Source organism: Streptomyces daliensis, assembly GCF_054782395.1.
Genome location: NZ_BAAGSO010000135.1, coordinates 1 through 25,620, shown reverse-complemented (window position 1 = coordinate 25,620; position 25,620 = coordinate 1). Strand labels below are relative to the sequence as shown.

General features: G+C 71.6%; 24 protein-coding genes and 1 tRNA gene. 9 read left to right on the top strand and 16 right to left on the bottom strand.

Annotated elements, in window-relative coordinates; genetic code table 11:
* The first annotated feature begins 55 nt into the window (after window positions 1-55).
* On the top strand, window positions 56-1,243 hold the full coding sequence (locus ACYVOO_RS38795; protein WP_461020430.1) for a molybdopterin-dependent oxidoreductase: 1,188 nt from the start codon (window positions 56-58) through the stop codon (window positions 1,241-1,243).
* A 337-nt stretch (window positions 1,244-1,580) separates the two neighbouring features.
* Here the strand turns inward: ACYVOO_RS38795 and ACYVOO_RS38790 are convergent, their stop codons facing one another.
* The 3 genes from ACYVOO_RS38790 to ACYVOO_RS38780 form a co-directional block, all read right to left on the bottom strand.
* On the bottom strand, window positions 1,581-2,447 hold the full coding sequence (locus ACYVOO_RS38790) for a class I SAM-dependent methyltransferase (RefSeq protein WP_461020429.1): 867 nt from the start codon (window positions 2,445-2,447) through the stop codon (window positions 1,581-1,583).
* Window positions 2,444-3,133 (bottom strand): TIGR04282 family arsenosugar biosynthesis glycosyltransferase, encoded by a 690-nt coding sequence (locus ACYVOO_RS38785; RefSeq protein WP_461020442.1) that lies wholly within the window; start codon window positions 3,131-3,133, stop codon window positions 2,444-2,446. The genes ACYVOO_RS38790 and ACYVOO_RS38785 overlap by 4 nt, the downstream gene beginning before the upstream one ends.
* 191 nt (window positions 3,134-3,324) lie before the next feature.
* Complete coding sequence (locus ACYVOO_RS38780; protein ID WP_461020428.1) at window positions 3,325-3,990, bottom strand: glycosyltransferase family 2 protein; 666 nt, start codon at window positions 3,988-3,990, stop codon at window positions 3,325-3,327.
* A 124-nt stretch (window positions 3,991-4,114) separates the two neighbouring features.
* Here ACYVOO_RS38780 and ACYVOO_RS38775 point away from each other — a divergent pair, with 124 nt between their 5' ends.
* Both ACYVOO_RS38775 and ACYVOO_RS38770 read left to right on the top strand, forming a co-directional pair.
* On the top strand, window positions 4,115-4,993 hold the full coding sequence (locus ACYVOO_RS38775) for a response regulator transcription factor (RefSeq protein WP_461020427.1): 879 nt from the start codon (window positions 4,115-4,117) through the stop codon (window positions 4,991-4,993).
* Window positions 4,986-6,161, top strand: a complete 1,176-nt coding sequence (locus ACYVOO_RS38770) for a sensor histidine kinase (protein ID WP_461020441.1) — start codon at window positions 4,986-4,988, stop codon at window positions 6,159-6,161. Before ACYVOO_RS38775 ends, ACYVOO_RS38770 begins: the two co-directional genes overlap by 8 nt.
* A 178-nt stretch (window positions 6,162-6,339) precedes the next feature.
* Here the strand turns inward: ACYVOO_RS38770 and ACYVOO_RS38765 are convergent, their stop codons facing one another.
* Complete coding sequence (locus tag ACYVOO_RS38765; protein ID WP_461020426.1) at window positions 6,340-7,356, bottom strand: NAD-dependent epimerase/dehydratase family protein; 1,017 nt, start codon at window positions 7,354-7,356, stop codon at window positions 6,340-6,342.
* A 193-nt stretch (window positions 7,357-7,549) separates the two neighbouring features.
* Here ACYVOO_RS38765 and ACYVOO_RS38760 point away from each other — a divergent pair, with 193 nt between their 5' ends.
* Window positions 7,550-8,851, top strand: coding sequence for a 4-hydroxybenzoate 3-monooxygenase (locus ACYVOO_RS38760; RefSeq protein WP_461020425.1), 1,302 nt, complete (start codon window positions 7,550-7,552; stop codon window positions 8,849-8,851).
* Window positions 8,852-8,869: 18 nt separating this feature from the next.
* On the opposite strand, the gene ACYVOO_RS38755 is transcribed toward ACYVOO_RS38760, so the two are convergent.
* Together ACYVOO_RS38755 and ACYVOO_RS38750 are read right to left on the bottom strand one after the other, a co-directional pair.
* Window positions 8,870-9,991: a glycosyltransferase family 2 protein gene (locus ACYVOO_RS38755; protein WP_461020424.1), complete on the bottom strand. Its 1,122-nt coding sequence runs from the start codon at window positions 9,989-9,991 to the stop codon at window positions 8,870-8,872.
* 354 nt (window positions 9,992-10,345) lie between these two features.
* Complete coding sequence (locus tag ACYVOO_RS38750) at window positions 10,346-11,713, bottom strand: NAD(P)/FAD-dependent oxidoreductase (RefSeq protein WP_461020423.1); 1,368 nt, start codon at window positions 11,711-11,713, stop codon at window positions 10,346-10,348.
* Window positions 11,714-12,031: 318 nt separating this feature from the next.
* Here ACYVOO_RS38750 and ACYVOO_RS38745 point away from each other — a divergent pair.
* A tRNA-Pro gene (locus ACYVOO_RS38745) sits at window positions 12,032-12,108 on the top strand.
* A gap of 157 nt (window positions 12,109-12,265) precedes the next feature.
* Here the strand turns inward: ACYVOO_RS38745 and ACYVOO_RS38740 are convergent.
* The gene (locus ACYVOO_RS38740) at window positions 12,266-13,141 is read right to left on the bottom strand and encodes a polysaccharide deacetylase family protein (protein WP_461020422.1); all 876 of its coding nucleotides are present in this window, start codon (window positions 13,139-13,141) and stop codon (window positions 12,266-12,268) included.
* A 345-nt stretch (window positions 13,142-13,486) separates the two neighbouring features.
* Between ACYVOO_RS38740 and ACYVOO_RS38735 the strand changes: the two genes are divergently transcribed.
* A complete protein-coding gene (locus tag ACYVOO_RS38735; RefSeq protein WP_461020421.1) occupies window positions 13,487-13,873 on the top strand; it encodes an STAS domain-containing protein in 387 nt (128 codons plus the stop codon).
* 62 nt (window positions 13,874-13,935) lie between these two features.
* Here ACYVOO_RS38735 and ACYVOO_RS38730 read toward each other — a convergent pair whose 3' ends face one another.
* The 9 genes from ACYVOO_RS38730 to ACYVOO_RS38690 all read right to left on the bottom strand — a co-directional run bounded on the left by ACYVOO_RS38730 (window position 13,936) and on the right by ACYVOO_RS38690 (window position 22,283).
* Window positions 13,936-14,715: an enoyl-CoA hydratase/isomerase family protein gene (locus ACYVOO_RS38730; protein ID WP_461020420.1), complete on the bottom strand. Its 780-nt coding sequence runs from the start codon at window positions 14,713-14,715 to the stop codon at window positions 13,936-13,938.
* 76 nt (window positions 14,716-14,791) lie between these two features.
* Window positions 14,792-15,925 (bottom strand): cytochrome P450, encoded by a 1,134-nt coding sequence (locus tag ACYVOO_RS38725; RefSeq protein WP_461020419.1) that lies wholly within the window; start codon window positions 15,923-15,925, stop codon window positions 14,792-14,794.
* A gap of 220 nt (window positions 15,926-16,145) precedes the next feature.
* Window positions 16,146-17,516, bottom strand: coding sequence for a cytochrome P450 (locus ACYVOO_RS38720; protein WP_461020418.1), 1,371 nt, complete (start codon window positions 17,514-17,516; stop codon window positions 16,146-16,148).
* Between the two features lie 10 nt (window positions 17,517-17,526).
* The gene (locus ACYVOO_RS38715; protein ID WP_453350297.1) at window positions 17,527-18,117 is read right to left on the bottom strand and encodes a GTP-binding protein; all 591 of its coding nucleotides are present in this window, start codon (window positions 18,115-18,117) and stop codon (window positions 17,527-17,529) included.
* Window positions 18,092-18,466 (bottom strand): DUF742 domain-containing protein, encoded by a 375-nt coding sequence (locus tag ACYVOO_RS38710; RefSeq protein ID WP_453350298.1) that lies wholly within the window; start codon window positions 18,464-18,466, stop codon window positions 18,092-18,094. The genes ACYVOO_RS38715 and ACYVOO_RS38710 overlap by 26 nt, the downstream gene beginning before the upstream one ends.
* Window positions 18,463-18,867, bottom strand: coding sequence for a roadblock/LC7 domain-containing protein (locus ACYVOO_RS38705; RefSeq protein WP_453350299.1), 405 nt, complete (start codon window positions 18,865-18,867; stop codon window positions 18,463-18,465). Before ACYVOO_RS38705 ends, ACYVOO_RS38710 begins: the two co-directional genes overlap by 4 nt.
* Window positions 18,864-19,997: an ATP-binding protein gene (locus ACYVOO_RS38700; RefSeq protein WP_453350300.1), complete on the bottom strand. Its 1,134-nt coding sequence runs from the start codon at window positions 19,995-19,997 to the stop codon at window positions 18,864-18,866. The genes ACYVOO_RS38705 and ACYVOO_RS38700 overlap by 4 nt, the downstream gene beginning before the upstream one ends.
* Window positions 19,998-20,485: 488 nt before the next feature.
* On the bottom strand, window positions 20,486-21,649 hold the full coding sequence (locus ACYVOO_RS38695; RefSeq protein ID WP_461020417.1) for a sensor histidine kinase: 1,164 nt from the start codon (window positions 21,647-21,649) through the stop codon (window positions 20,486-20,488).
* Window positions 21,630-22,283: a response regulator transcription factor gene (locus ACYVOO_RS38690; RefSeq protein ID WP_453350302.1), complete on the bottom strand. Its 654-nt coding sequence runs from the start codon at window positions 22,281-22,283 to the stop codon at window positions 21,630-21,632. The genes ACYVOO_RS38695 and ACYVOO_RS38690 overlap by 20 nt, the downstream gene beginning before the upstream one ends.
* A 292-nt stretch (window positions 22,284-22,575) precedes the next feature.
* On the opposite strand from ACYVOO_RS38690, the gene ACYVOO_RS38685 reads away from it, so the two are divergent.
* The 3 genes from ACYVOO_RS38685 to ACYVOO_RS38675 are packed head-to-tail and all read left to right on the top strand — an operon-like array spanning window position 22,576 to window position 25,270.
* Complete coding sequence (locus tag ACYVOO_RS38685; RefSeq protein WP_461020416.1) at window positions 22,576-23,838, top strand: peptidoglycan-binding protein; 1,263 nt, start codon at window positions 22,576-22,578, stop codon at window positions 23,836-23,838.
* The gene (locus ACYVOO_RS38680) at window positions 23,835-24,626 is read left to right on the top strand and encodes an ABC transporter ATP-binding protein (RefSeq protein WP_461020415.1); all 792 of its coding nucleotides are present in this window, start codon (window positions 23,835-23,837) and stop codon (window positions 24,624-24,626) included. The genes ACYVOO_RS38685 and ACYVOO_RS38680 overlap by 4 nt, the downstream gene beginning before the upstream one ends.
* Window positions 24,623-25,270, top strand: coding sequence for a hypothetical protein (locus ACYVOO_RS38675; RefSeq protein WP_461020414.1), 648 nt, complete (start codon window positions 24,623-24,625; stop codon window positions 25,268-25,270). Before ACYVOO_RS38680 ends, ACYVOO_RS38675 begins: the two co-directional genes overlap by 4 nt.
* Window positions 25,271-25,620: the final 350 nt, after the last annotated feature.

The window sequence follows — 25,620 nt, the reverse complement described above, 5'->3', positions numbered from 1 at the left end:
GGGCCTCTCTCGTTCCGACGCGCCGAAGAACACGCGCACACGTCGCACTGCCGGCATGGTGGGGCGCGTCGCGGGGGTGCTGCCGCGCTTCCGGGGTGCGCTGCACGATCCGCGTACCGCGACAGCCGTCGGGCGATGGCTGGGCGCGGCGGTTCTCGTGTGCTTCGTGACGGGTCTGATCAGTCACCTCCTCCAGGAGCCGCCCGCCTGGCTGGCCGCCCGGCTGACGAGCCGCCCCGTATGGGGCTACCGGCTGACGCAGGGCCTGCACGTGGCCACCGGCATCGCAGCGGTGCCACTGCTGCTGGCCAAGCTGTGGACGGTGTATCCCCGGCTCTTCGAGTGGCCGCCCGTACGCGGTGTCCGGCACGCGCTGGAGCGGCTGTCGATCGCGGTGCTGGTGTCCACAGCGCTGTTGCAGCTCTTCATGGGGCTGCTCAACACCGTGCAGTGGTACCCGTGGCCGTTCTCCTTCCGGCAGGTGCACTGGGCCCTCGCCTGGGTGCTGACCGGCTCGCTGCTGCTCCATCTCGCCGTCAAGCTGCCGCTCGTCGCGGCACATTGGCGCCGGAGAGGGGTGACGGAAGCGACCTCCGACGCGGCCCTCGAAGCGACCCCCGAAGCGGCCTCCGACGGACGTGCGGAGGCCGTGGCACGGGACCGGAGGTCGCTGATGCTGGGCGTGGGCGCGGCTGTCGGCGCGGTGACCGTGGTGACCGTGGGCCAGACCCTGACCCCGCTGCGGAAGCTGACCCTGCTCGCACCACGGCACCAGGACCACGGTACTCAGGGCCTGCCCGTGAACCGTACGGCCGCCGCCGCGCGCGTCTCGGCGACGGCCGTACGCGAGTGGCGCCTGACCGTCGCGGGCCCCCGCGCGTACGAGCTGACGCTGGAAGAGCTGCGGGCACTGCCCCAGCACCCGGCGGAGCTGCCCATCGCGTGCGTGGAGGGCTGGAGCAAGTCGGCACACTGGAGCGGGGTACGCGTCCGTGACCTGCTCGACCGCGCCGGGGCGCCGTCGGATGCCTCGGTACGCGTGGTCTCCCTCCAGCGCACCGGCAACTACCGGGTGATGGAGATGGGCCCCGGCTACGCGCGCGATCCGCTCACGCTGCTGGCGCTGCGTCTCAACGGCGAGGTGCTCAACCTCGACCACGGCTACCCGGCCCGGATCATCGCGCCCAACCGACCCGGCGTCCTCCAGACCAAGTGGGTGCACCGGATGGAGGTACCGCCGTGAAGGATGACGTGGGGAGTGTCGTGAAAAGGGTGCGGGTTTCGCTCGGGGTCACCGGTACGGCTCTGCTGGCCGTGGGCGTCTGGCTGTTGGCGTCGGGCACCCGCGAGGGCACGGCGGGCTGGACCGCGCTGTGGCTCGCGGGTGCTGTGGGGGTGCACGATCTGCTGCTCGCGCCGCTCGTGCTGCTGTGCGGGCTGCTACTGCGCAGGGCGCTCCCGCGCGGGGGCCGGGGCGTACTGCGCGGAGGGCTGATCACGGCGGGCTGTCTGACCCTGGTGGCCCTGCCCGTGCTGCTGCGCCCCGGCGTCCCGCGCAACCCGACCGTGCTGCCCCTGGACTATCCGCGCGGCTGGGCCCTGACGCTGGTGGCGACGGTGCTGATCACCGCCTGCGTACTGCTGGTGCGCGGGACGGTCACGGGCCGGGCCGGTGGGGGCCGGTCGTTGCGCAGGCAGAGGAAGGGGCGTTCATAGCGGGACGGTTCACGGTCGGCGGGTTGGTGGGCGCGAGGTTGGTGGGCGCGAGGTTCGTGGTTGGGGGGCTCGTGGTTGGGGGGCTCGTGCGGGCGGAGTTGGTGCGGGGAGAGTTCGCCGCCCGACCACTCGTCGAGGACGCTCCAGCCCGCCTCCCTAGCCCGTGCGCGCAGTGCCTTCCGGCCCAGACGGGCCCACGGGAAGGCGGGCCCGCGCCCGCCACTGCCGTCGTCCAGGCGTACCTCCACCGTCTCCTCGACCTCGTCCGCCGCCGCCTCGACGAGCAGCAGTCCGCCGGGCGCGAGGAGTTCCGCCACGCGGGTCAGCAGGGCCACGGGGTCGCCGCCGATGCCGATGTTCCCGTCGAGGAGCAGCGCACTGCTCCAGCGCCCCTCCCCCGGCAGCCGCTCGAACACCGAGCGCCGCAGCGCCGTACCGCCCAGCCCGCGGGTACGGGCGACAGCCGCGGGTGACGGGTCGATGCCGAGTACGGGGTGGCCCAGCGCGGCGAGCGCCGCGACCAGCCGTCCCGGGCCGCAGCCGATGTCGAGCACCGCGCCCGTGCAGCGTCGCAGCACGCTCATGTCGGCGGAGTCGGCCCGCGCACACCAGCGTTCCACCTCCAGCGGCAGCAGCCAGCCGTCCTGACGGCGCAGATAGAGGGGGCCGCGGCCGATGCGCAGCGCGTCGGCGTACGGGTCCGTGCACCAGGGCGCGGGAGGCGCGCTCACGGCACCACCACCCGGCCGAGACCCGCGTGCGCGTCGGCGAAACGGGAGCGGTGACCTGAGCAGGAACCCCGGCCGGAGCAAGAGGCCCGGCCGCCGGGACAGGAGCAGTGGTCGGAGGTGAGCGCGGCGATGCGTGCCGCGTCCTCGGCGGTGTCCACGTCGCACAGCACCGGCAGGTCCCGCACCGTGAGACCGGCTGCCACGAGCCGCTCGCGCTGCACGGCGCCCGTGTCGTCCCGCGACATCGGGACACCCCGGACCAGGCCGGGGACGGGCCGCGCGAGGCCCAGGGCCCAGAACCCGCCGTCCTCGGCAGGGCCGAACCAGGCGTCGCAGCCGTGCCACGCGTCGGGGGCCGTGACGGGGGCGAGGAGTTCGGGCGTGACCTGGGGCGTGTCCATGCCGATGAGCAACGCGGGTCCCTCGCACAGCGCGAACGCCGCAGCGATGCGCTCGTCGAGGCCGCCCCCGCTCTGCGGCACGACGTCAAACCCGCCGCCCGCAGGCAGCCACGGACCCGGGCGCCCGGCCAGTACCAGCACGCGCCGCCGCACGGGCAGCCGCGCGACCGTCGCCAGCGTGTCCGCGAGCGCCGCCTCGGCGAGCAGCGCGGCCTCGCGGGGCGTGTACGGGGGTGTCAGCCGCGTCTTCACCTTGCCGGGGACCGGCTCCTTGGCGATCACCAGGAGAGTGACCGGTGAGAGCGGCCGATCGCCGGGCTCGCGGGGCGCGGGCCGCGCGTCGGCGTCGGCCCCGGCCGGTGCGCGAGAGGCCGTCGCCTGACCGGTCCCGGCCCCGGTCCGTCCGCGGGTCCGTTCGCGGGTCCGTTCGCGAGAGGCCGTCGTCTTCGCGGTCTCGGCTGGTGCGGGGAAGGCCGTCATCGCAGGACCGCCCTCATGTCGCGTACCGCGTGCCAGGTGCCCAGCCATGTGCCGGTGACCTTCGACTTGCCGGTACGGGGCAGGTAGTCGACCTCCGTCTCCTCGATGCGCCAGCCCGCGTCAGCGGCCCGCACCACCATTTGCAACGGGTATCCGCTGCGCCGGTCCGAGAGCTGGAGGTCCAGCAGCGGCTGCCGTCGCGCGACGCGCAGCGGGCCCAGGTCGCGCAGCCGGACGCCCGTACGGCGCCGGACCATGCGCGAGAGCGCCCTGTTGCCGAGGCGCGCGTGCAGCGGCCAGGCGCTGCGCGCCGTCGGCCGTCGGCGTGCGAGCACGAGGTCGGCCACTCCGTCGAGGACGGGCCGCGCGACGCGGGGCAGCATGCCGGGGTCGAGGGAGGCGTCGCAGTCGCAGAAGGCCACGAACTCGGCCTCGGCGGCCGTCAGTCCCGCGTGGCAGGCGGCGCCGAAGCCGCGCCGCGCCTCGTGGACCACGGTGGCCCCGTGGGCGCGGGCGATGTCGGCGGAGCCGTCGTCCGAGCCGTTGTCGACGACGATGGCCCGCCATCCGGCCGGGACGCGTGCCAGTACCCAGGGCAGCGCGTCGGCCTCGTTCAGGCAGGGGAGGACGAGATCCCCCCGCACGGAGTGGGAGTTGGTCATCTGCCTCACCCTACGAGCACACTTCGGGCATACCGGACACCCTGTCCTTACGAAACACGGACGTCCGCCCTCTGACCTCACCGGAACCGTTCCGTGCGCCCGTACGGGTGCGAAACTCGGCCACATGCGACCCCAGCCCCCCGCCCCGTCCCCGGACGCCCGTCGGCGCCGGATCCTCGTCGTGGACGACGATCCGACCGTGACCGAGGTCGTCTCCGGCTACCTCCACCGGGCGGGCTTCACCGTCGAGCGGGCCGCCGACGGCCCGGACGCGCTCGCGCGGGCACGCACCGCGCCGCCCGACCTGGTGGTGCTGGACCTGATGCTGCCCGGCCTCGACGGACTCCAGGTCTGCCGCAGGCTGCGCGAGCACGGGCACGCGCCTGTCCCCGTGGTGATGCTGACGGCACGCGGCGACGAGGAGGACCGCATCCTGGGCCTCGAAGTGGGGGCCGACGACTATGTCACCAAGCCCTTCAGCCCGCGCGAGCTGGTGCTGCGCGTCGAATCCGTGCTGCGCAGGGCAGCGGCCCCGCCGCCGGAGGGGCCACTGCTGCGGGGCGGTGGCCTCACCCTCGACCCGGCCGCGCGTACGGCTACCGGACCGCGGGGGCCGCTCGCGCTGACGCTGCGCGAGTTCGACCTGCTGGAACACTTCCTGCGCCACCCGGGGCGCGCCTTCGGCCGGGAGGAACTGATGGCCGACGTGTGGGGCTGGGAGTTCGGCGACCTGTCGACCGTGACCGTGCACGTACGGAGACTGCGCCACAAGGTCGAGGCCGACCCCGCGTCGCCTCGGCTGATCGCCACCGTCTGGGGCGTCGGCTACCGCTTCGACGGCACGGCGGGGACGGGCGCGGGCGCGGAAGCCGAGGCTGGGGTGACCTCGGGGCCGGGTCCCGGGACGAGGGCCGAGGCCGAGGGGATGGCCGGGGCCGACGGAGCCGACGAGGCTCGCCGTGCTGACGACTCGGCCCAGGGGGCGGGTGGCGACGGTGCGTGATCTGCTGCTGATCGCGCTGTACGCGGCGGTCGGCGCCGCCACCGTCGGCCTCGCGGGCGCGCTGGCCCTGCGCGCACTGCGCCGCCGCTCGGTGGCGGTCTCACTCGCGGTGCTGACGCTGGTGGCCGTGGGCGCGACGCTCGCGGGCACACTGTCGGTGGCCTGGGCGATGTTCCTGAACGAGCACGACCTCGGCGTGGTCACCACCGTGTGCGCGGTGGCCGCGGTCACCGCCACGGGCACGGCGCTGCTGCTCGGCCGCTGGGTCATCGGAGGCCACCGCGCCCTGGAACAGGCCGCCCGCACCCTGGCCGGGGCCACCCCACCCGTCGCCGCGCCCGGCGAAACCGCGGAAGCCGCGGAAGCCGCGGAAGCCGACGCGAACGGCGGCTTCGTCGAACCCACCACCCCCATGCCGGCGGAACTCGCCTCCCTCTCCCGCCAACTGGCCGACACCAGCGCCCGGCTCGCCGCCTCACGCCAGCGCGAACGCTCCCTCGAAGCATCCCGCAGGGAACTGGTCGCCTGGATCTCCCACGACCTGCGCTCCCCTCTCGCCGGGCTGCGTGCCATGGCGGAGGCGCTGGAGGACGGCATCGCCGAGGACCCGGGCCGCTACCACCGGCAGATCCGCGGCGAGGTCGAGCGGCTCTCCTCCATGGTCGGCGACCTCTTCGAACTCTCCCGGATCCAGGCGGGCTCACTCGCCCTCACCCCTGCCCGGATGTCCGTCTACGACCTGGTCAGCGACGCCATCGCCGGAGCCGACCCCCTCGCCGCCGAACAGGGGGTGCGGCTGGCCGACGACGGGGTGGAGCCCGTCCCCGTCGAGGTCGACGGCCGGGAGATGACCCGGGTCCTCGCCAACCTCCTCGTCAACGCCATCCACCGCACTCCGGCGGACGGCACGGTCGCGGTCGCCGCACACCGCCAGGACGACGCCGTGGTGCTCTCGGTCACCGACGGCTGCGGCGGCATCCCCGCCGACGACCTGCCCCGCGTCTTCGACACCGGCTGGCGCGGAACCGACGCCCGCACCCCGCCCGGTGGCGCCGGACTCGGACTGGCCATCGTCCGCGGCATCGTGGAAGCCCACGAAGGACGGGCAACCGTACGCAACGTCCCCGGCGGCTGCCGCTTCGAGGTCACACTCCCGGGCGCGCTCTGAACCCGGCCGCTGGGGGGGTGGGGCCCCTCCCCCCCCTCCCCCAACCCCACCCCACGCTCACCCCACCCCCTTCCCGTACATCCCCCGCCCGCCAGAAGCCGACGGTGCGACGGCAGAGACGTGACGGCGACACCGTGCCCCGAGGGGCGGGCACGGGCAGCGTGTGCCGTTTCCTCGTTCAGCCCCCGGCGAGCGTGGCCTTGGCGAAACGCGTCATGCCCTCCGCGAAGTCGACGCGCGCCCGCCAGCCCAGCTCGCGCCGGAAGCGTTCGGAGGAAGCGGTGATGTGCCGTACGTCCCCGAGCCGGTACTCCCCCGTGACGACCGGCTCGGGCCCTCCGTGCGCCGCCGCCAGCGCGTGTGCCATCTCCCCTACCGTGTGCGGCTGCCCGCTGCCGGTGTTGTAGGCCCGCAACTCACCCTCCGGCCGTTCGGACAGTGCTTCCAGCGCGACGAGGTTCGCCGCCGCCACATCCTCGACGTGGACGAAGTCCCGCCGCTGCGCGCCGTCTTCGTACACCCGTGGCGACTCGCCCCGCTCCAATGCGGAGCGGAAGAACGAGGCGACTCCCGCGTACGGGGTGTCGCGCGGCATTCCGTCGCCGTAGACGTTGTGGTACCTCAGGCTGACAGCCCGGCCGCCCGTGGCCCGCGCCCAGGCCGCCGCGAGGTGCTCCTGCGCCAGCTTGGTCGTGGCGTAGACGTTTCTGGGGTCGACGGGGGCCTCCTCCCCCACCAGTTCGGGTTCCAGTCCTGCCCCGCACTCCGGGCACGGAGGCTCGAAGCGTCCACTGTCCAGATCCGGCACGGACCGCGGACCGGGCCGGACCTCCCCGTGGGCCGGGCAGCGGTACCGCCCCTCCCCGTACACCACCATCGACCCCGCCAGCACCAGTCGGCCCACCCCGGCGCCCGCCATGGCTTCGAGGAGTACCGCCGTTCCCAGGTCGTTGTTGCTCACATACGCGGAGGCGTCCGAGAAGCCCTTGCCGAGCCCGACCATCGCGGCCTGGTGGCAGACGGCGTCCACTCCTCTCAGAGCGCCGGGCAGGCGGTCCGCGTCACGGACGTCACCGGTGATTCCCCTCTCTCCCGCGGCCGTGTCGAACACCACGGCCTCGTGTCCTGTCGCTTCGAGCACGTCCACGATGTGGGTGCCGATGAATCCGGCTCCGCCGGTGACCAATACGCGCATGCGCTCACGCTAGGTCCGTTCATTCCGTTTCCCCCTGATTCCGCTCGCCTGTCAGCGTTCCGTAAGTTCTGGCCCCTCTCCCCTTGCTGACTCTCCGCACGGCTCCACGCACCGGCCGCGCCCCGTTCGCGCACCGGCCCCGCACCGGTAGCGGTCTGGTCAGTGCGGCGCGCTTGCTGCCACGATCGGTCCCATGAGCGAGCCGGAGCGCGTTCCTCGGCACACCCGCGTCGGCATCATCGGCGGCGGTCCGGCAGGTCTGCTGCTGGCGCGGCTGCTGTACCGCTCGGGAGTCGATTGCGTGGTCCTGGAGGGCCGTGACCGCGCCTACGCGGAGCAGCGGCAGCGCGCCGGGATGCTCGAACACGCCACCGTGGACGTGCTGCGCCGCTGCGGTGCGGGGGCCCGCATGGAGCGCGAGGGTCTGGTGCACGACGGTATCGAGCTGCGGTTCGACGGACGCTCGCAGCGCCTCGACTTTCCCGCGCTGACCGGCGGGCGCCGCGTGATGATCTACGCCCAGACCGAGATCGTCAAAGACCTCATCTCCCTCCAGCTCTCCGAACTCTCCGACGGCGCGCCCCTCCTCTTCGACGCCGAGGTCACCGGCATCGACCCGGGGCCCGCGAACATCACGGGCGCAAGCACAACCAGCGGCAGCGGCACAACCACCGGCAGCGGTCACGCGACCGTCCGCTACACCCACGAGGGCCGGGAACGAGCGCTGTCGTGTGACTTCGTGGCCGGTTGCGACGGCTCGCACGGCGTGTCCCGCTCCGCCCTGCCCGCCGAGGTGACCCGCACCTACGAGCGTGACTACCCCTACTCCTGGCTCGGCGTCCTCGCCGACGCCCCTCCCTCCTCCGACGAGCTGATCTACGCGCACTCCCCCCGCGGGTTCGCGCTGCACAGCATGCGGTCTCCTTCGGTCAGCCGGCTCTATCTCCAGGTCCCCAACGGGACCGATCCCGGATCGTGGCCGGACGAGCGGATCTGGGACGAGCTGGACGCCCGTTTCGCTCTCACCCACGACCCCGGCTGGCGTCTGCGGCGCGGGCCCATCACCTCGAAGGCGGTGCTGCCCATGCGCAGCAGCGTCGTCGAACCCATGCGTCACGGGCGGTTGTTCCTGGCGGGCGACGCCGCGCACATCGTTCCGCCGACGGGTGCCAAAGGGCTCAACCTCGCCGTCGCCGATGTCGCCGTGCTGGCCGACGCCTTCGCCCGGTTCTACAGCTCGGGCGACACCGGCGGTCTCGACGGTTACTCGGCCACGTGTCTTCGCCGTGTCTGGCGCGCCGAGCACTTCTCGTACTTCATGACGACCACGCTGCACACCTCCCCTGCTCAGTCCGCTTTCGACACCCGCCTCCAGCTCGCCCAGCTCGACCGCATCGCGACGTCTCCGACAGCGGCGGCGGAGCTGGCCGAGAACTACGCGGGGCTTCCTCTCGCCCTCGGCGCACCCACGTCTCCCCCGGCCACCGCGCCGTGAGTGGCGAGGCGGGGCAAGTCAGGCCGGAAGGCCAGGTGGCGGGCAGGGCACGGGCGGCCGCGCTATCGGATCGTTTCCCGGAGCGGAGCCCCTCCCCTTCTCGTAGACCGTCAGTCCTCGCGAGAGCCTCAGCGGCACGAGGATCAGCTCGACCAGGACGGCCTTCCACGCGTAGACGAGGTTGACGATCTTCGTGGGGTAGACGCAGGGGATGTCGAGCAGGACCTTTCTCAGGGGCAGCCGGCGTCTGCGTGCCGCGTACACCAGTGGTGGCACCGTGAAGAGCAGTTCCGCGCCGAACCACCAGGCAAGTGTGGGCAGCACCGGGTGGTCCAGGGCCAGGGTGAGGACGAAGGGGGCGCTCCACCACAGGGGTGCCGTGAGGATCTCCAGCATGGCGAGCAGGACCCAGAGCGCCAGCATCGGCTTGCGCAGGATCAGCCGCCCCGTGTGCAGCCGCACGTTCTGGCAGAAGCCCGCCATCCAGCGCCAGACCTGCTTGCGCAGATAGCACAGTGTCTCGGGGTCGGCGGCCCAGGCGACCGCCTCGCCCACGTATCTCGCGCGGCGGCCGGCGATCTGCTGGGTCCAGGTGAAGTCCATGTCCTCGACGATGGTCCGCTCCGGGAAGCCGCCGAAGTCCGCGAGGACGCGGCGGCGGAAGACGGAGCAGCAGCCGGAGCACACCATCGGGCTGTTGGCGCGCTGCTGGATGGGTCTGTGCCAGTGGAAGCCGAAGAGATATTCGGTGGAGCGGCCCCGCTCCCATACCGTCCGGGTGAAGCGGGTCTGTACGTTTCCCGCGGCGATCACGACGTCCGGGTCCTCGAAGGCGGGGACGATCCGCTCGATGTAGTCGGGGGCGAGGACGGTGTCCGCGTCGACGGCGAGCACGAGTTCGGTGGTGCAGTGCGGGAGGGCGTGGTTCTGGGCCTTCGCCTTGCTGCCGAGGTTGCTCGGTGGCCGCAGGACCTCGACGCCGTGGGCACGGGCGACCTCGCCCGTGCGGTCCTTCGACTCGTCGTCCACGACGATGACGCGCTCCGCCGGGAGGGTCTGGCGCAGCACCGATTCCAGGGTGGCGGGCAGTCCCGCCTCCTCGTCGTGAGCTGGGATGATCACGGTCACGCCGCTGCGCATGCCGCACCCCCGGTCGTGCCGCTCCTGGCATCCCCTGTGGTGCCGCCCCGTGCGCGGTGGCGCCGGAGCCCCGTCAGGCCGCCGCGTAAGACGGCTACGGCGCCCACGGCGGCGTAGGCCAGAACGCTGATGCCGATGATGGGCAGTCCCCCGTGCATAGGTCCGGCTCCCTTCTTCCTTGGCCGACGTCTTTCGTCGGCCGTCTGGAGATGAAGGTAGCCGGGATGGTCACACCGCGTAGCGAGGGCTTGCTTTCAGTGGATGAGTGCGAGGCTGTGGATACGCCGCTCCCTCACACGGGTGAACGAAGGACCCACCCCGCTCATCCCGCCCGGCCCCGCCTCAAGGTCCCGGTTAGGTCCCGGCTCCGGACCCTCCCTGCTCGGCTCCCGCCCGCGCGGGTCCCCCCGGCACCCGTGCGACCTCGGGCGACGCCGTGTCCAGGGGCACGGACCAGGAGCGCACCAGCCCCAACTGCGCGGCCTGGCGCGGCAGTACCGCGTCCAGGAGCCAGTCGGCCGCCACCCTGACCCGGTTTCCCGGCATCGCCGCCAGGTGGTAACCGCGGGTGACCACGCTCGCGAGGGGCCCCGAGAGGGGGATGTGGAGCGGGTTGGCCGCGGCCTGGATCCCGCCGAGGTCGACGGTGAAGCCGAGATCGTGGTGCTTGTACGGGCGCCGCTTTCCGCGCCCGAGCGACGCCGCGACGTTGTCGGCGGCGACCTTGCCCTGGCGGGAGGCGTGCTGTGCCGTCATCGGCGTGAACTCCCCCGGCCTGGTCAGGTCGGGTACCGCCGCCGCGTCCCCGCAGGCCAGGACCTCGGGGTGGCCCGGCACCTCCAGGTACTCGTCGACCAGGAGCCGACCACGCTCCGTCGCCAGCCCCAGTTGCTCCACGACCGGGTCGGGGCGCACGCCCACGCACCAGATCAGCGAGCGTGTCCGGATGAACTCGCCGTCGTCCAGGAGGACTCCCTCCTTCGTGGCCTCCTTGACGGACATCTCCGTGCGGACGTCCACGCCGCGCCGCCGCAGGACGCGGTGCGCGGTCTTCGACAGCCTGCGGTCGAGTTCCGGGAGGACGCGGGGGGCGATGTCGAGCAGCATCCAGCGGGGGCGGGCGTCGTCACGGAGGCCGTTTCCCGCGCGCCGGTGCTGTTTGGCGAGCGAGTCGGTGAACAGCTTGCCGTGCGCGGCGACCTCCGTACCGGTGTACCCGGCGCCGACGACGACGAAGGTGCAGCGGGCGTCTGCCTCGGCCGGGTCGGACTCGTTGGCGGCGAGGGCGACCTGCCGGGTCACGTGGTCGCGGAGGTAGAGCGCCTCCGGCATGCCCCGGAAGCCGTGTGCGTGCTCGGCCACGCCGGGGATGGGCAGCAGTTTGTTCACGCTGCCGACGGTCAGCACGAGCCGGTCGTACTCCAGCTCTCCGTCGCGTCCCTCGGGATCGGTGTAGGTGATCTTCCTGCCGTCGAGGTCCACGCCGCTGACCTCGCCGAGCACCAGCCGGGTGTTACGGAGCGTCCCGGCCAGCGATACGGAGACCCGCCGGGGCTCCAGCACCCCGGCGGCCACTTCGGGCAGCAGGGGCAGGTAGAGGAAGTAGTCGTTGGGATTCACCAGCACGATCTCCGCCGCGCCACGGAACCGGCGCGACAGGGTGCGCGCCGCCTGGTACCCGGCGAATCCAGCTCCAACGATCACGATGCGGGACCGGCTCACGGTCGACTCCAGAACCTCGGAGGGCACGGTGGACAGGTCTCGCAGTTCCCTGCGCCCACCCGCACAAACCCGCCCCGGGCGCGTCCCGGGGACGGTTCCGGGAGCAGTCCCGCGCACGGTTCCGGCCCTGGACAGAGCCCCGGGCACGGACCACTGGGGGGCCGGATCGAGACCGGGCGGGCCCCCCGCGTCGCCGTCCGTCCCTGTACGCCGCGGACCGGCGCGTTCCTGGTGGGAGGGGTGCGCGAGCACCACTCCGCGTCATGTATTGTTCTTTGTGCGCGAGCGGCCAGGGGAACACCCCAGCCGGACGGGCACCGGGACGTGGCGCAGTTTGGTAGCGCACTTGACTGGGGGTCAAGGGGTCGTGGGTTCAAATCCCGCCGTCCCGACCAGCGTTTTCGCAGGTCACGGGCCTTGTTCTCACTACGGTGAGGCAAGGCCCTTTTTCATGTCCGGATCCGCTGTCCGCAGGCAGGTGCCGCACGCTTTTCTCCCGCCGCCCGGCCCACGGAAGCCCGCGGAACAGGGCCGGGCGGCCGGAGAGCGCGTTCACGCCTCCGGGAAGCCGAAGGCGTAACCGTCCTGCTTGAGTTGAGGGATCAGGGTCTCCAGCGCGGCGTAGGTCTCGGAGCGGTCGCCGCCGCCGTCGTGCATGAGGATGATGCGGGCGCCGTCGGCGACCTGCTGCCGCACGGTGCCGACGATGGTCTCGGCGCCCGGCAGCCGCCAGTCGTCGGAGTCCGCTGTCCAGCCCAGCGGACGCATGCCGTTCTTGGCGGCGATCTTGCGGCTCTCGGGGGTGAACGCGCCGCCTGGCGCACGGTAGTAGCGCAGCGGCGCCCCGCCCGACGCCTTGTCGATCATGCGCTTGGCGTCGAGGATCTCCTTCGACTGGTAGGAGACCGGCTTCTGGTCCATGCCCGTGTCGTGGTGCATGGAGTGGTCGCACAGCCTGTGCCCCTCGGCGACGATCCGCTTGACGAGGTCGGGGTTGCGCTCCGCGTTGGGGCCGATGAGGCAGAACGTCGCCTTGACGCGCTCCTGCCGCAGCAGGTCCAGCACCTTCGGCGTCCACGTCGGGTCGGGCCCGTCGTCCAGGGTGAGCGCGAGGGGCGTACGGCTCTTCTCCGCACCCTTTCCTTCGCCCCTCCCTGCGCCCTTCCCCTCGCCCTTCTCCGCGCTCTCGCCCGCGCTTCCGGGCCCGGGCTTCTGCACGCCGTGCGAGATGGACGTCGCGACCGGCTTCCGCTTCTTCTTCGGCTCGGCGGGCGGGGCGGTGGCGGTGTCGCGCTGAGGGAGACCCGTGCTCGTCCCGGCGTAGCCCGTGCCGTGCACGAGCAGCCCGAGCAGAAGCCCCAGCAGCGTGGTCGTCGTGCCCACTGTCACCGCTATGCCGCTGATACGCGGACTCCGGTTCTTGTCCACTGCCGTCCCCACCTGTCTGAATTACCGGACTTTCCATGTGTTCAGAGAGGTCTGAGAGGAAAGCGGTTCTCCCATGGGAACGAGACGCTGGCCACACTCCCGGCTGTTGCGGTGGAAGGCAGTCCGGTTCTGGCCTGTCGGCACCTCTACCGGTCGGTCTACGCTGGTCACAAGGCCCCGGTTCCGGCCGTCAGACGGTTTGTCGAGCCTGCCCGGAGGAGGCGCGTGGTGGACCTGAGCACCGGTGCACCTGCCGCACCCACCGACCCCCGCCCAACCCCGCTCCCGTCCCAGCCCCCGCCCCCAGATCCAGGTCCGGACCGGAGCGCGCTACGGCAGGAGCACGTGCCCGCACCCTCGCATGCCTCCCCGCCACCACCGCCCTCGCCTCACCCCGCCGACGGGTGGTCCATCGTCGCCGTCCACGGCAGCCCGGGGCTCAGCACCCTGCCGAAGCTGCGCCGGACGCTGCTGCCGCACCTCGCCGACGGGGCCGCCGACCGGCTCGTCGTCGATCTGTCGGCCGTCGCCCACTGCGACGTACGGCTGCTGGCCCTGCTCGTGGCCACCGACCGCAGGGCCCGCTCCCGCGGTGGCGCGCTGCGTGTCGTCGCGACGGGCCCCGCCGTGCTCGGCGCGCTGGACCGCAGCGGGCTGGTCAGGATTCTCGCGGTCCACCCCGACGTCGGCTCCGCCACGGAGCACGCCCCCGCGCGCACCGCCCACGGATAACCCGGGCCCCACCCCGCCCCGCAGCTCGCCGCCGCGCGCGACACGGCACGTCACGCCACCGCCTACGCGCCGCCCCGCGCGACGGAACGCGCATAGTGCCCCGACGCGATCACCGACGCCATCAGCTCCGCGTCCAGCAGCGCGGGATCGGCGAGCCGGGTCCCCGCCGAGTACGAGTTGAGCAGCGCCTTGGTGACCCGCAGCGCGGTCGGTGACCGGCGCACGATCGGCTTGGACCAGTCCCGTACGGCATCGTCCAGTTGGTCAGCCGGGACGACGCGGTGCAGCACGGAGAGCCGCTCGGCCTCCTCCGCGCCGAACGCGCGCCCTGTCAGGATCAGTTCCCGTATCCGCGCGGCGCCCGCCTCGTGCAGGAGGCGCGGGAGTGCGCCGCCCCACGCCGTGGGCAGCCCCAGCGCCAGCTCGGGCAGCCGGAAGCGGGAGTCCTCGGAGCCGACCCTCAGGTCGCAGTGGAGCGCGAGGGCGACCCCCGCGCCGACCGCCTGGCCCTGCACCCGGGCGATGGTCACGGCGCGGGAGGCGGACAGCGCCTCGCAGACCCGGCGCGCCTTGTCGCCGGAGGCCCGTATCCCCTCCCCCGTCGCGTCCTCCTCGACCATCGCGGTGAACTCGCGGCGGTCCCCGCCCAGGCAGAAGTCGTTGCCCGTTCCCGAGAGCACGAGCACCCGCACATCGGACAGGTCGGGCAGTGCCGTGAGCACCGTGAGCAGGTCGTCCAGCAGGGGCTCGGTGACGACGTTGCCGTTGTCCGGGTCGTCGAACGCGACGTGCAGCACCGGGCCTTCCCGCACGACGTCGAGGTTCTTCAGGTCCGCGAACATGGTCTCTCCCGGTGCTCTCTGTACGTACTCTTCGCACTCCTGGCGCGCCGCGCGCTCCTCGCGGGCCACGTACCGCTCACGCCGTGACGACGTTCAGCTCGGCCATCCGCCGGAAGGCGACGCGCGGGAAGAAGGACGGCGGCGAGCTGACGCGGAGGGTGGGGAAGCGCCGCAGGAGTCCGCGCAGGAGCGTCGTCGCCTCCAGGCGGGCGAGCGCGGCGCCGAGGCAGTAGTGCGGGCCGCCGCCGAACGCGAGGTGCCCGGTCTTGCGGCGGACGTCGAAGGTCTCCGGGTCCTGATGCCTGCGCGGATCGTGGTTGGCGGCCCCGATCATGACGTGAACCAGCGAGTCCTTGGGGATGCGGACCCCGCACAGTTCGGTGTCCTCCGGCGCCGTCCGCGAGCTGACGTGGATCGCCGGGTCGTAGCGCAGCACTTCCTCGACCGCGTCCCCCGCCTTCTCGGGGTGCGCTCGCAGCCACTCCCGCTGCTCGGGGTTGGCGTCCAGGAGCCACACCACGGCGGAGAGCAGCGTGGCCGCTGTCTCCAGAGCCGCGATGGTGACGAACATCGTCAGGCGCTGGAGCGCGTCGTCGGCCGCCTCCCGGTCGGGCTCCAGCTCGTCCCACGTCCGGATCCAGCCCGAGAGCGCGTCGTCGGAGAGGTTTCGGCGGCGGTCGCGCACGAAGGCCGTGAAGTAGTCGCGCAGACCGGCCGAGGCGGCTTCGGAGAGGGCCAGTTGGCTCTTCGTGGGCAGCAGTTCCTGCGCGTAGACCTGGTCGTGGGTGAACTGCCGCACGAGCGCGTGGTCGGCGGCCGGGATGCCGAGCCAGTGGCCCACGGTGACCACCGGCAGCTCCTCGCTGACGAGCGCCACGAAGTCCGCCTCGCCCTCGTGCAGCCGCTCGCCGAGCATGTCGAGCAGTTCCCCGACGGCCTGCTCGACGACGGGGCGCAGCGTGTCGATGACGCCCCGGTCGAAGACCCGGCCGAGTGAGCGCCGGTGCCGGGCGTGCTGCGGCCCGTTGAGGCCCGCCAGGGTCTTGCTCATCTCCATGGAGGCGGGCGTGTGCCAGCGGACCGACTCCTCCTGGCGGGCGCGCCAGGAGGAGTCCGGTACCGGCCATGACCTGTTACGGAGAATCTGGCCGGACACGTCGAAACCGGTCACCAGGAATCCGTCCCAGGGAGCGGGAACGACATCTCCCATTGACCTGAGTTCCGCGTACAAGGGGTACGGCGCGGCCTGGCCCTTTGGTGTGCGCAGACGGTTCAACAGGGACACCAGGTGACGGCGGTCGACGGATATGTCGGCAGCGGCAGGCACCACGAAAGGCTCCTTAGCGGGACCAGAGGTTATCCCGCCCGATCTACCCCTTTGGTTGAACATGCATGCAACACAGAGTGTCTTGAGTGTCACACTGTAGGTATTACACCTTCCACCACGACAGGAAGGAACTCCACCAACTACCCTGGCGCCCGCGCGCGGTGGGCTGGGGCGGCGTCGGCTGAGGGACGGACCCCTGCACGAACGGGGCAGGCTTGGGCTTTTCCGCCACTACCGGCGTGAATTGGGCGGGAAGTTCGTTCAGTGCCCGGTGAAACGGCCCGGGACGCCATGTCAGGCTCTCGACGGGCACGGACATCTCGATATCGGGCAGCTGATTCAGCAGTTTCTCGACCGCCGCGACGCATATGAGCCGTGCCGGGTCCTTGGCCGGGCAGGCGTGCGGCCCGGCGCCCCAGGCGAGGTGGGCCCGCTTGCTGAGCATCTGACGGGAGTCCGAGAGCGAGGGGTCCGTGTTGGCGGCCGCGAAGCTGATCAGTACGGGGTCGCCTTCGCGCAGCGGTACGCCGTCCAGCTCGGTGTCGGTCACGGGGTAGTGCGCTGCGTAGTTGGCGAGCGGCGGGTTGTTCCACAGCACGTCGTCGATCGCGTCCTCGACGAGGAGGCCGCCGCCGAGCGCCGAGCCGCCCTCGTCGGTCAGCAGCAGACGCAGCGCGTTGGCGATCACGTTCTGCACCGGCTCGGTGCCCGCGCCCATGAGGGTGACGAGCTGGTGGACCATCTCCTCGTCGTTCAGCCGCACCGGGTGCTCGATAAGCCAGGAGGTGACGTCCTCGGCGGGGTGCGCGCGCTTGTAGGTGACCAGCTCGATGAGGGCCTGGCTGAGCTCCGCGTTGGCCCGCTCGGCGTCCACACCGTCGAAGATGCCGGACATCCCGTGGACGAGCCGGTCGCCGATCTCGCTGGGGCAGCCGAACAGCTCGTTGAAGACGAGCAGCGGCAGCACCTTGGCGTACTCGTTGAGCAGGTCCACACTGCCCTGGGCGCTGAACTGGCCGATGAGGTAGTCGGCGACGCGCTCGACGTGCCGGCTCAGGCGGTGCGGGTCGAGCTTGGCGAGGCTGTCGGTGACGGCCTGGCGCAGCCGCGCGTGATCGGCGCCGTCGGAGAACAGGCAGTTGGGCCGGTAGGCGAGCATGGGCAGCGCGGGGCTGTCCTCGGGCACCCGGCCCTCGTTGAGGGCGCGCCAGCGGCGCGAGTCCTTCGCGAAGAGGTCCGGGTTCTGGAGCACCTGGAGCGCTGCCGAGTACCGGGTGACGAGGCTGGCCTGGACACCCGGGGCCAGCTCGACGGGCCCCGCGGCACCGTACTGGCGCAGGAAGGCGTAGAACGCTTCGGGCGCGGCTGCGAATTCCGGCCCGTAAAGCGGAACTGCGCCTCCGCCCTGCTGGCCGCCGCCCTGGTGTGCGGGGCAGCCGGGCGGCGGGGCCTGGAGATCTGGCTGGGTTTCCATTCGGGGGCTCCTAGGGGACACGGTTCATCAGATATTGGACCAGGGTGATCAGAGCACCTGCGGACGACTTCTGGTCGCGGGCGTCGCAGGTGATGACGGGCGTTTCGGGAAACAGGTCGAGTGCTTCCCTCAGCTCTTCCTTGGTCCGGCTCTGAGTACCGTCGAAATGGTTGACGGCAATGGCGTATGCCAGGCCGTACTGTTCGATCAGGTCTATAACGGGAAAGGATTCTTCGAGGCGCTCGGGGTCCACGAGCACCAATGCCCCGAGCGCGCCCCGGGTCATGTCTTCCCACACCTGGATGAAGCGCTGCTGACCCGGCGTCCCGAACAGATAGAGAACGAGTTTCTCGCTCAGTGTGAGACGGCCGAAGTCCATGGCCACGGTGGTCGTGGTCTTCCCCCGGACACCTTTCAGGTCATCGATTCCGGAACCTGCCTGCGTCATGGTTTCCTCCGTGCGCAGCGGGGGAATCTCAGACAGGGTTCCGATGAGCGTGGTCTTGCCCACGGCGAAGTGGCCGACGACGAGGATCTTCGCCGCCGTCTGCACTTCGTCACGTACGTACACGTCTTTATCCAAAGCGAGCCTGGAGCCCATACAGCACCTCCTGGAGGATCTGCCTGTCGACGAACTGAGCGGGAGGCGGCGCGGCCCGGGTCAGGAGGTGACCCTGTTCCGCCAAGTCCGACAGGAGGAGCCTGACGATGCCGATGGGCAGTTCCATGTGCCCCGCGATCTCCGCAACCGACAGGAAACCTCCGGCACAGAGGTCCCACAGCTTGCGTTTCTCCGGGGAGAGGACCTTCGGTGGCTCCTGGTCGCCGGAGATCGTGACCAAGGTGATCAGGGAGAACTGATCGCTCTCGGGGAGTCCGCGCCCGTTGGTGATGACATACGGGCGTACTAATCCGTCGTCGGTCGGTCCGAGCTCGTCGGGGCTGCTCATACCCGGCTGTCGGCGTTCTCGCGCGGTGGCGTCGTGAGCACCTTGCCGAGCTGGCCGACGAGCTGCTGCATACGGAAGGTGATGTCGGCCATGTCGACGTCGGCGGAGGCCGAGAGCGCGAGGTAGGCGCCCTCACCGGCGGAGATCAGGAAGACCCAGCCGCCGTTGAACTCGACCAGCGTCTGGCGCCATTCGAGGCCGGGCCGCGGGTCGCAGAAGCCCGCCACCGTGCGGCTGAGGGACTGCATCCCGCTCATGGCGGCGGCGACGGTGTCCGCCTGGTCCCGCTCGACGTCGTTCGACCGCGCCATGAGCAGGCCGTCGGCCGAGACCAGGATCGCGTGCCGCGCGCCGGGTACTTCCAGCGCGCTGTCGAGCATCCACGACAGATCGTTGTTCACTGAAACTCCTGCCCTTCCCTGTTCGTGTGTGCCGCGCGGCCCGACTGCGTGCCCCGCTGGAACGCGCCCATGATCGACGCGGTTTCCTCGCTGGACCGGGCGGGGGAACCCGGAGCGTCGGACGGCGGCACGATGGCCATGGCGCCCTTGCGTCGGCGCTTCGGCAGACCGCCAGACGTGGTCGCGGTCACCTCGGGGGTTTGCGCTGCCTGCGGCGGTGTCTGCGGAGTTTCCATGCTGGCTGCTGGCGTCTTCTCCGGCTCGGGGATGCTGGTCGTCAGAAGCTCTTCGGGCAGGAGGAGCACCGCGCGCACGCCGCCGTAGGGGGACTCCGTGTCCACGGAGACGCTGAATCCGTACCGCGCCGCGAGCACGCCGATGACCGCGAAGCCGAACTGCGGCGGGTTGCCGAGGCCGGTCACGCCCGTGGCCCGCTGCGGGGAGAGGAGCCGGGCGGCCCGGGTCTTCTCCTCCTCGTTCATGCCGACACCCGCGTCGTCGACGATGATGCAGACGCCCTTGGGGACCGAGCGGATGTTGATCTCGATCTGCGTCTCGGGTGCCGAGTAACTGGTGGCGTTGTCCAGCAGCTCGGCGAGCGCCAGTGCCACGGGTTCCACGGCGCGGCTGACCACAGCGAAGTTGCTCTGGGAGCGGATCTCGACGCGGGTGTAGTGCTTGATGCGGCCCTTCGCGCTGCGGGCCACGTCGTAGACGGAGGCCACGGCGCGCTGGCGGCCCAGCCACCCGTCGCAGAGTACGGCGATGGACTGGGCCCGTCGTCCGAACTGCGTGTTGGTGTGGTCGATCTCCAGCAGGTCCTGGAGTATCTGGGAGTCGCCGTACTTCTTCTGGAGCCGCGAGATGACCAGCTGCTGCTCGTTCGCCAGACCCTGGAGGGTCCGCATCGCCGTCTTCAGCGCGGTCTTGGTGGCTTCCTCCGCGTTGCTCTGCGCTTCGGCGACGGCTGCGGAGTGGCCGCTCTCCAGAGCTGCGTAGTAGTCCCGGAGCCCCGAGTTCTCCTCGCGCAGTCGCGTGTTCAGTTTTCGCCCGCGATAGATCGCGGCAGCGGCAAGAGGAGTTCCAGCGATCAGAGCCCAGAGCGCTGGATCCTGCATGTATTGGGTCATAACACTCTCTTCAAGCGACTGGCCGGGGCGCGGGCGCCTTCTCGGCTGGCCAAGGAGGCGGCTTCCGCTTCCCGGGTGCCGGTCCTGTGCCCCACTGCTGGCTTGATGCTCCTCGGAGGTGATGGCTCGCAGGGCTGATCCACATGGCTTCATCGCGCCTCACGCGCCGTCAGCCCGCCTGACAAGTTTCATGATCGTACCATCGTGGCGGAAGGCCAACGTCCCCTTTATACAAGGCACTTATGAGCTTCCGTCGAACCCGACCGCGATCGGGCAGGCGTGCCCAGGTGACGGGCACTCCGGCGCACGGGACGGGCACAGGCGGGCACATCCGGGCATGCGCGCCGGGCCCCGGGCGGCCGGAAACGGCCCCTGGAACACGGGAAAACGGCCGTCCGGCACGGGCTTTTTGGACAGGGCACTCCGCACAGCGGTGACGGGCAGCACCAGCAGCGGCCGGCCACGGACCGGAACCGGCGCTTCGCCGTCTACGCGGGGAAGACGACGGTGATGGAGAGCCCGCCCTCGGGCCCGGACACCGCGCTGGTCTCGGCGCCGTGCGCGGTGGCGACGGCGGCGACGATGGACAGGCCGAGCCCGTGCCCGTCCGAGGAACCGGAACGCGACTCCAGGCGCTGGAACGGCTGGAACAGCACGGGGATCTTCTCGTGCGGGATCTTCGGGCCGCTGTTGGAGACCCGCAGCACGGGCCAGTCCGCCTCCAGCCCGGTGGAGACCCGAATCCAGCCGCCCTCGGGGGTGTAACGCAGGGCGTTCTCGACGAGGTTGGTGGCCAGCCGCTCGACGAGCCGGGAGTCCCCCATCGTGTAAGCGGGCGAGAGCGACGAGTCGAGTTTCAGCCGCGCCTCGCGCTCCGGCTGCCAGCGGTCCAGCAGTACGTCGCCGACGACCTCGGCCAGATCGAACGCCTCCCGGCGGTCCAGGCCGCGCTGGCTGCTGGCCAGTGTCAGCAGCGCCTCGATCAGGCGCTCCTGGCTCTCCCCGGCCGCCAGCACCCGTTCGCACACCGCGCGCAGCGACTCCGCGTCGGCGTCCGGCGCCGACAGTTCGACCTCGATCATGGCCCGTTGGAGGGTGAGGGGCGTGCGTAACTCGTGCGAGGCGTTCGCGACGAACCGCTTCTGGGCCTCGAACGCGGTGTCCAGCCTGGCCAGCAGGCCGTCGAAGGTGTCGCCCAGGTCCTTCAGCTCGTCCGCGGGGCCCGTGACGGCCAGCCGCTCGTGGAGGTTCTGCTCCGATATCCGGCGGGCCTTGTCCGCCATGAGGCTCACCGGACGCAGCACGCGTCCCGCGACCAGCCAGCCGAGCCCGACCGAGACGGCTGTCATGACGGCGAGCGCGATGCCGGACTCGGTCAGCAGGGCCCGGAGTTCGGCCTCGTGCTGCTCGGAGACGATGCTGCTGAGGTGCGTCTTGAGATCGGGCTGCACGTCCGAGAGACCGCTCTGCTTCCCGTACGTCTGGATCTTCTTGCCCTTGGAAGCGGGACTGCGGGCCACCAGGAAGTAGGTGAACGCCAGCAGCGCCGCTCCTGAGAGCACGAAGAGGGTCCCGTAGAGCAGCGTGAGCCGCAGCCGGGCCGACCAGCGGATGAGGCGCGGGCGCGGGCGGTCAGATGCGGTAGCCGGCATGGGGAACCGTCTCGATCACGGGTGGATCGCCCAGCTTGCGGCGCAGGCGGCTGACGGTGACCTTGACGGTGTTGGTGAACGGGTCGGCCGCCTGGTCCCAGGCCCGTTCCAGCAGCTCTTCGGCGGAGACCACCGAGCCCTGCGCCGCGAGCAGCAGCTCCAGGACGGCCATTTCCTTGGGCGAGAGATCCAGCCTGCGCCCGCCGCGCCGTGCGACGCGCTGGGCCGGGATCAGGGAGATGTCCCCGTGGGTGAGCACGGGGGGAACGGCGGGCTGCGAACGTCTGCCGAGCGCCCGTACCCGCGCGATCAGTTCGGCGAAGGCGAAGGGCTTGGGCAGATAGTCGTCGGCCCCGAGCCCGAGCCCGTCGACCCGGTCCTCGATGGTGGAGGCCGCCGTCAGCATCAGCACCCGGGAACGGCCGCCCTGCCGCGCCAGGGTCCGGCACACCTCGTCCCCGTGCATACGGGGGAGGTCGCGGTCGAGGACGATCACGTCGTAGTCGTGAACGGTGGCCGCTTCCAGGGCCTCCTCGCCGTCGAATGCGAGGTCGACGGCCATGCCGTCGCGCCGTAACCCGGTGGCCACGGTCTCGGCCAGTTCTCTGTGGTCCTCGACAATCAGCACGCGCATGGGGTCACTCTGCCCGAGGCGGGATAACAGCGAAGATACAGCGGCCGTTCCCGCCGTGTAACCACCGACCGCATAGAACTCTCTCCATGTTCACCTCGCACTGGCGCAGACTCACGGGAACACTCGCCTCGGCACCCTCCGCCGGAACGGATTCGGGGATACCGCTTCCGAGCCGGTCCGGCCCGTGCCTGCGCCCCGCCACCGTTCCGGAATTCTTTGGTCCGCAAAAAGGGAACGACGGCGTCCGAACGCACGTCGCTTCTGGATTCGGCATGACCAAGGACGGTGGACGGTGAACGTACAGGAACAGACAGGAAATCACCCCGACGCGTCCGAGAATCCACGGCTGAGAGACGAGAATTTACCGCCCGCCGACGAGGACGGGGAAGTACGGGCGCCCGTCGACAGACGCAAGCCCCGCGGCAAGCGCGGCCCGCTGGCCCTACTCGCCGCGATCACCGCGGTCGCGGCGGCCGGAACGGCCGCCACCGGCGCCTTCAGCGACGACGCGGACCCGGCGAGCACGGCCACGGCCAAGACCGCCACGACGACCACGCCCGTGGAACGGACCACGCTCACCGGCACCGAGACCGTCGACGGAAGCCTCGGTTTCGGTGAGGCGGAGAAGGTACGGGACGCGAGCGGCGGGGGCAGCGGGAGCAGCGGGAGCAAGAGCGCCGGAAGCGGAGCCGGAGTCATCACCTGGCTGCCCGACGACGGCGACGTGCTGGAGCGCGGCGACACCGTCTACAGCGTGGACGAGAAGAAGACCCCGCTGCTGTACGGCTCCACCCCGCTGTACCGCGAGCTGACGGTGGGCTCCGAGGGCAACGACGTGGAGATGCTGGAGCGCAACCTCGACGCCCTCGGCTACTCCGGGATCACGGTGGACGAGGAGTTCACCTCCGGCACCGCCGCGGCCGTCCAGGAGTGGCAGGGGGACCTGAACCGCTCCGCCACCGGCGTCGTCGCCTCCGGTGAGGCGGTCGTCGCGAGCGGCTCCCGGCGCGTGACGGAGGTGACGGCGTCCACGGGCGGCGCGGGCGGCGAGGAACTGCTCACCTGGTCGGGCACCGAACGCGTCGTCACCGTGGACCTCGACACCCAGTACGAGGACCTCGTCGAGAACGGCACGCGCGCCCAGATCGAACTGCCCGACGGAAAGACCGTGGACGCCGAGGTCACCGACGTCGGCACCCCGACCTCCCCCGGCTCCCAGGGCTCCGGGGAAAGCGGCGGAGGCGGCGAGAGCGACGAGGGGAACGACGAGGCCACGCTGCCCGTCGAGCTGAAGATCGAGGACCAGAAGAAACTGGGGCGCTACCAGGCGGCCGGCGTCGACGTCATCCTCCAGGCCGAGGCCAAGAAGGACGTCCTCGCGGTGCCCGTCAACGCCCTGCTGGCCGAGTCGGGTGGCGGCTACTCCGTCGAGACGGAGAAGGCCGACGGTACGTCGGAGTACCTGCCAGTCAAGCTCGGCATGTTCGCGAACGGAAAGGTCGAGGTGTCCGGAAAGGGCATCAAAGAGGGACTGGAAGTGGTGGTTCCCGAATGATCCCGCCCATTGCCGAACTCACAAGGACCTCCCAGCAGTACGGGGATGTCACCGCACTCAACACGGCCGACCTGGTCGTCCGGCGCGGCGAACTGCTCGCCGTCGTCGGGCCCGAGGGGTCGGGCAAGTCCACTCTCCTCCACACCATGGGCGCCCTGTGCCGCCCGTCGGCGGGCAGGGTCCGCGTCGACGGGCGCGAGGTGGCCCGGCTGAGCGACCGCGAACTGCTGGCGCTGCGCGCCGAGACGGTCGGCTTCGTCTCCCAGCGGGACCGCCTCCCCTCCGGCGTCGCGGCGCTGGACACCGTCGCGGACGGGCTGCTCTTCGGCGGCGGGTCCCGCGACGAACGGCGGCAGCTCGCAGAGCTGACGCTGCGCGGGGCCGGCCTCGGCCACCGGCTGCTCCACCAGCCGCACCAGCTCTCCGCCGGTGAGCGGCGGCGGGTGTCGCTGGCCCGCGCCATGGCCGGCGGTCCGGTGCTGCTGCTCGCCGACGAGCCCACCGGCGGGCTCGAAGCGGACGAGGCCGAGGCGGTCGTCGGCCTGCTGCACACGTGGCACAGGGCAGGGACGACGGTCGTCGTCGCCACCCGTGACCACGCCCTCGCCTCGTCCCTGCCGCGCGAGGTCAGGCTGCGCGACGGACACATCGCGCACGACTCCGCCGCGGTGCCGGTCCCGGTGCCGGCGCCGAGGGCGCCCGTGGGCACGCGGGCGCTCACCTCCCGGGCCGTCCATGTGCAGACCGCGCGGTCCGGCGGGCGGCGGGCGCGGAAGGCCATGAGATGAGCCGGTTCCCACGGCGCGGTGCCGCGGGCGCGCTGGACACGCCGGGCTGCTTGGGCGCGGCGGACGGCTCGGACACACCGGGTTCCGTGGACGCGCCGGACGGGCCGGACGCCTCACGCGCCTCGGACACACCACGGGTCCCGGACACGCCGGGCGCCCTGGCCCCGGCGGAGGCGCGGGCCCCCTCGGGCACGCCGAGCCCCTCCCGCCTCGCGGGGCCTGTGGGCGAGGGACCCGTGGGCGAGGGACCCGTGGGCGAGGGGCGTCCCCTCTACAGATCCGGGCCAACCATCGCGGGCCCCGCCGACGTACAGTGGGCGAACGGTTCGGGAACGCGCTCACGCCCCGCACCCGTGTTCTTTCCCGCGCTCGCCATCGCCGTCGCCATAGCCGTTGGCATCGCCATAGGCATCGGCATCGCCGCGATGATCGGCGTGGTCAGCACCTCCACATCCGGCGCACAGGCACCCGTCCAGAAGCTCGGCACTCCGGACACGGGCCTGTTCACCGTCGTACCCGGCCACACCGTCGGCGGGGTACGCGCACCTGTCCCGAACGAGACCGTGACGACGGTCGGCACCGCATTGGGCGTCGCCGACTCCGTCACCACCGCGGGCGGGACCGATCACCGGGTGACCCCATGAGGCCACGGTGGCCCTGCCGTCACCCCGAGCGGCGGGACACCCTTCCCCGCGCCGCTCCGGTCGCCCCCGGCCGGAGCGGCGCCTCCCCCCGGCGAACGCTCGGCGCACGGCAACAGCCGCGAGCACAGAAACAGACACAGGAAAAGGCTGTCCAACCGATGGAATCCCTCGGTTGGACAGCCTCGACATCCAGACTCCCCCCAGCCCCCGGCCCCCGACGTCCACCCCTGAAAAGTCCCCGGTCCCCGAACCCCCGATCCCCCATCCACCACGTCTTCCGCCCCCGAAAGTCAGCCCCCGGTTCTCAGCCCGCAGCCCCCGACCCCAACCCCAACCCCAGCCCCAGCCCC

Excerpts from the sequence above, each read along its gene's own strand:
- ACYVOO_RS38795 (WP_461020430.1), top strand. The coding sequence starts at position 56 with ATGGTGGGGCGCGTCGCGGGGGTGCTGCCGCGCTTCCGGGGTGCGCTG.
- ACYVOO_RS38780 (WP_461020428.1), bottom strand. The coding sequence starts at position 3,990 with ATGACCAACTCCCACTCCGTGCGGGGGGATCTCGTCCTCCCCTGCCTG.
- ACYVOO_RS38775 (WP_461020427.1), top strand. The coding sequence starts at position 4,115 with ATGCGACCCCAGCCCCCCGCCCCGTCCCCGGACGCCCGTCGGCGCCGG.
- ACYVOO_RS38765 (WP_461020426.1), bottom strand. The coding sequence starts at position 7,356 with ATGCGCGTATTGGTCACCGGCGGAGCCGGATTCATCGGCACCCACATC.
- ACYVOO_RS38760 (WP_461020425.1), top strand. The coding sequence starts at position 7,550 with ATGAGCGAGCCGGAGCGCGTTCCTCGGCACACCCGCGTCGGCATCATC.
- ACYVOO_RS38755 (WP_461020424.1), bottom strand. The coding sequence starts at position 9,991 with ATGCGCAGCGGCGTGACCGTGATCATCCCAGCTCACGACGAGGAGGCG.
- ACYVOO_RS38730 (WP_461020420.1), bottom strand. The coding sequence starts at position 14,715 with ATGTTCGCGGACCTGAAGAACCTCGACGTCGTGCGGGAAGGCCCGGTG.
- ACYVOO_RS38725 (WP_461020419.1), bottom strand. The coding sequence starts at position 15,925 with ATGGGAGATGTCGTTCCCGCTCCCTGGGACGGATTCCTGGTGACCGGT.
- ACYVOO_RS38720 (WP_461020418.1), bottom strand. The coding sequence starts at position 17,516 with ATGGAAACCCAGCCAGATCTCCAGGCCCCGCCGCCCGGCTGCCCCGCA.
- ACYVOO_RS38715 (WP_453350297.1), bottom strand. The coding sequence starts at position 18,117 with ATGGGCTCCAGGCTCGCTTTGGATAAAGACGTGTACGTACGTGACGAA.
- ACYVOO_RS38710 (WP_453350298.1), bottom strand. The coding sequence starts at position 18,466 with ATGAGCAGCCCCGACGAGCTCGGACCGACCGACGACGGATTAGTACGC.
- ACYVOO_RS38700 (WP_453350300.1), bottom strand. The coding sequence starts at position 19,997 with ATGACCCAATACATGCAGGATCCAGCGCTCTGGGCTCTGATCGCTGGA.
- ACYVOO_RS38695 (WP_461020417.1), bottom strand. The coding sequence starts at position 21,649 with ATGCCGGCTACCGCATCTGACCGCCCGCGCCCGCGCCTCATCCGCTGG.
- ACYVOO_RS38690 (WP_453350302.1), bottom strand. The coding sequence starts at position 22,283 with ATGCGCGTGCTGATTGTCGAGGACCACAGAGAACTGGCCGAGACCGTG.
- ACYVOO_RS38680 (WP_461020415.1), top strand. The coding sequence starts at position 23,835 with ATGATCCCGCCCATTGCCGAACTCACAAGGACCTCCCAGCAGTACGGG.
- ACYVOO_RS38675 (WP_461020414.1), top strand. The coding sequence starts at position 24,623 with ATGAGCCGGTTCCCACGGCGCGGTGCCGCGGGCGCGCTGGACACGCCG.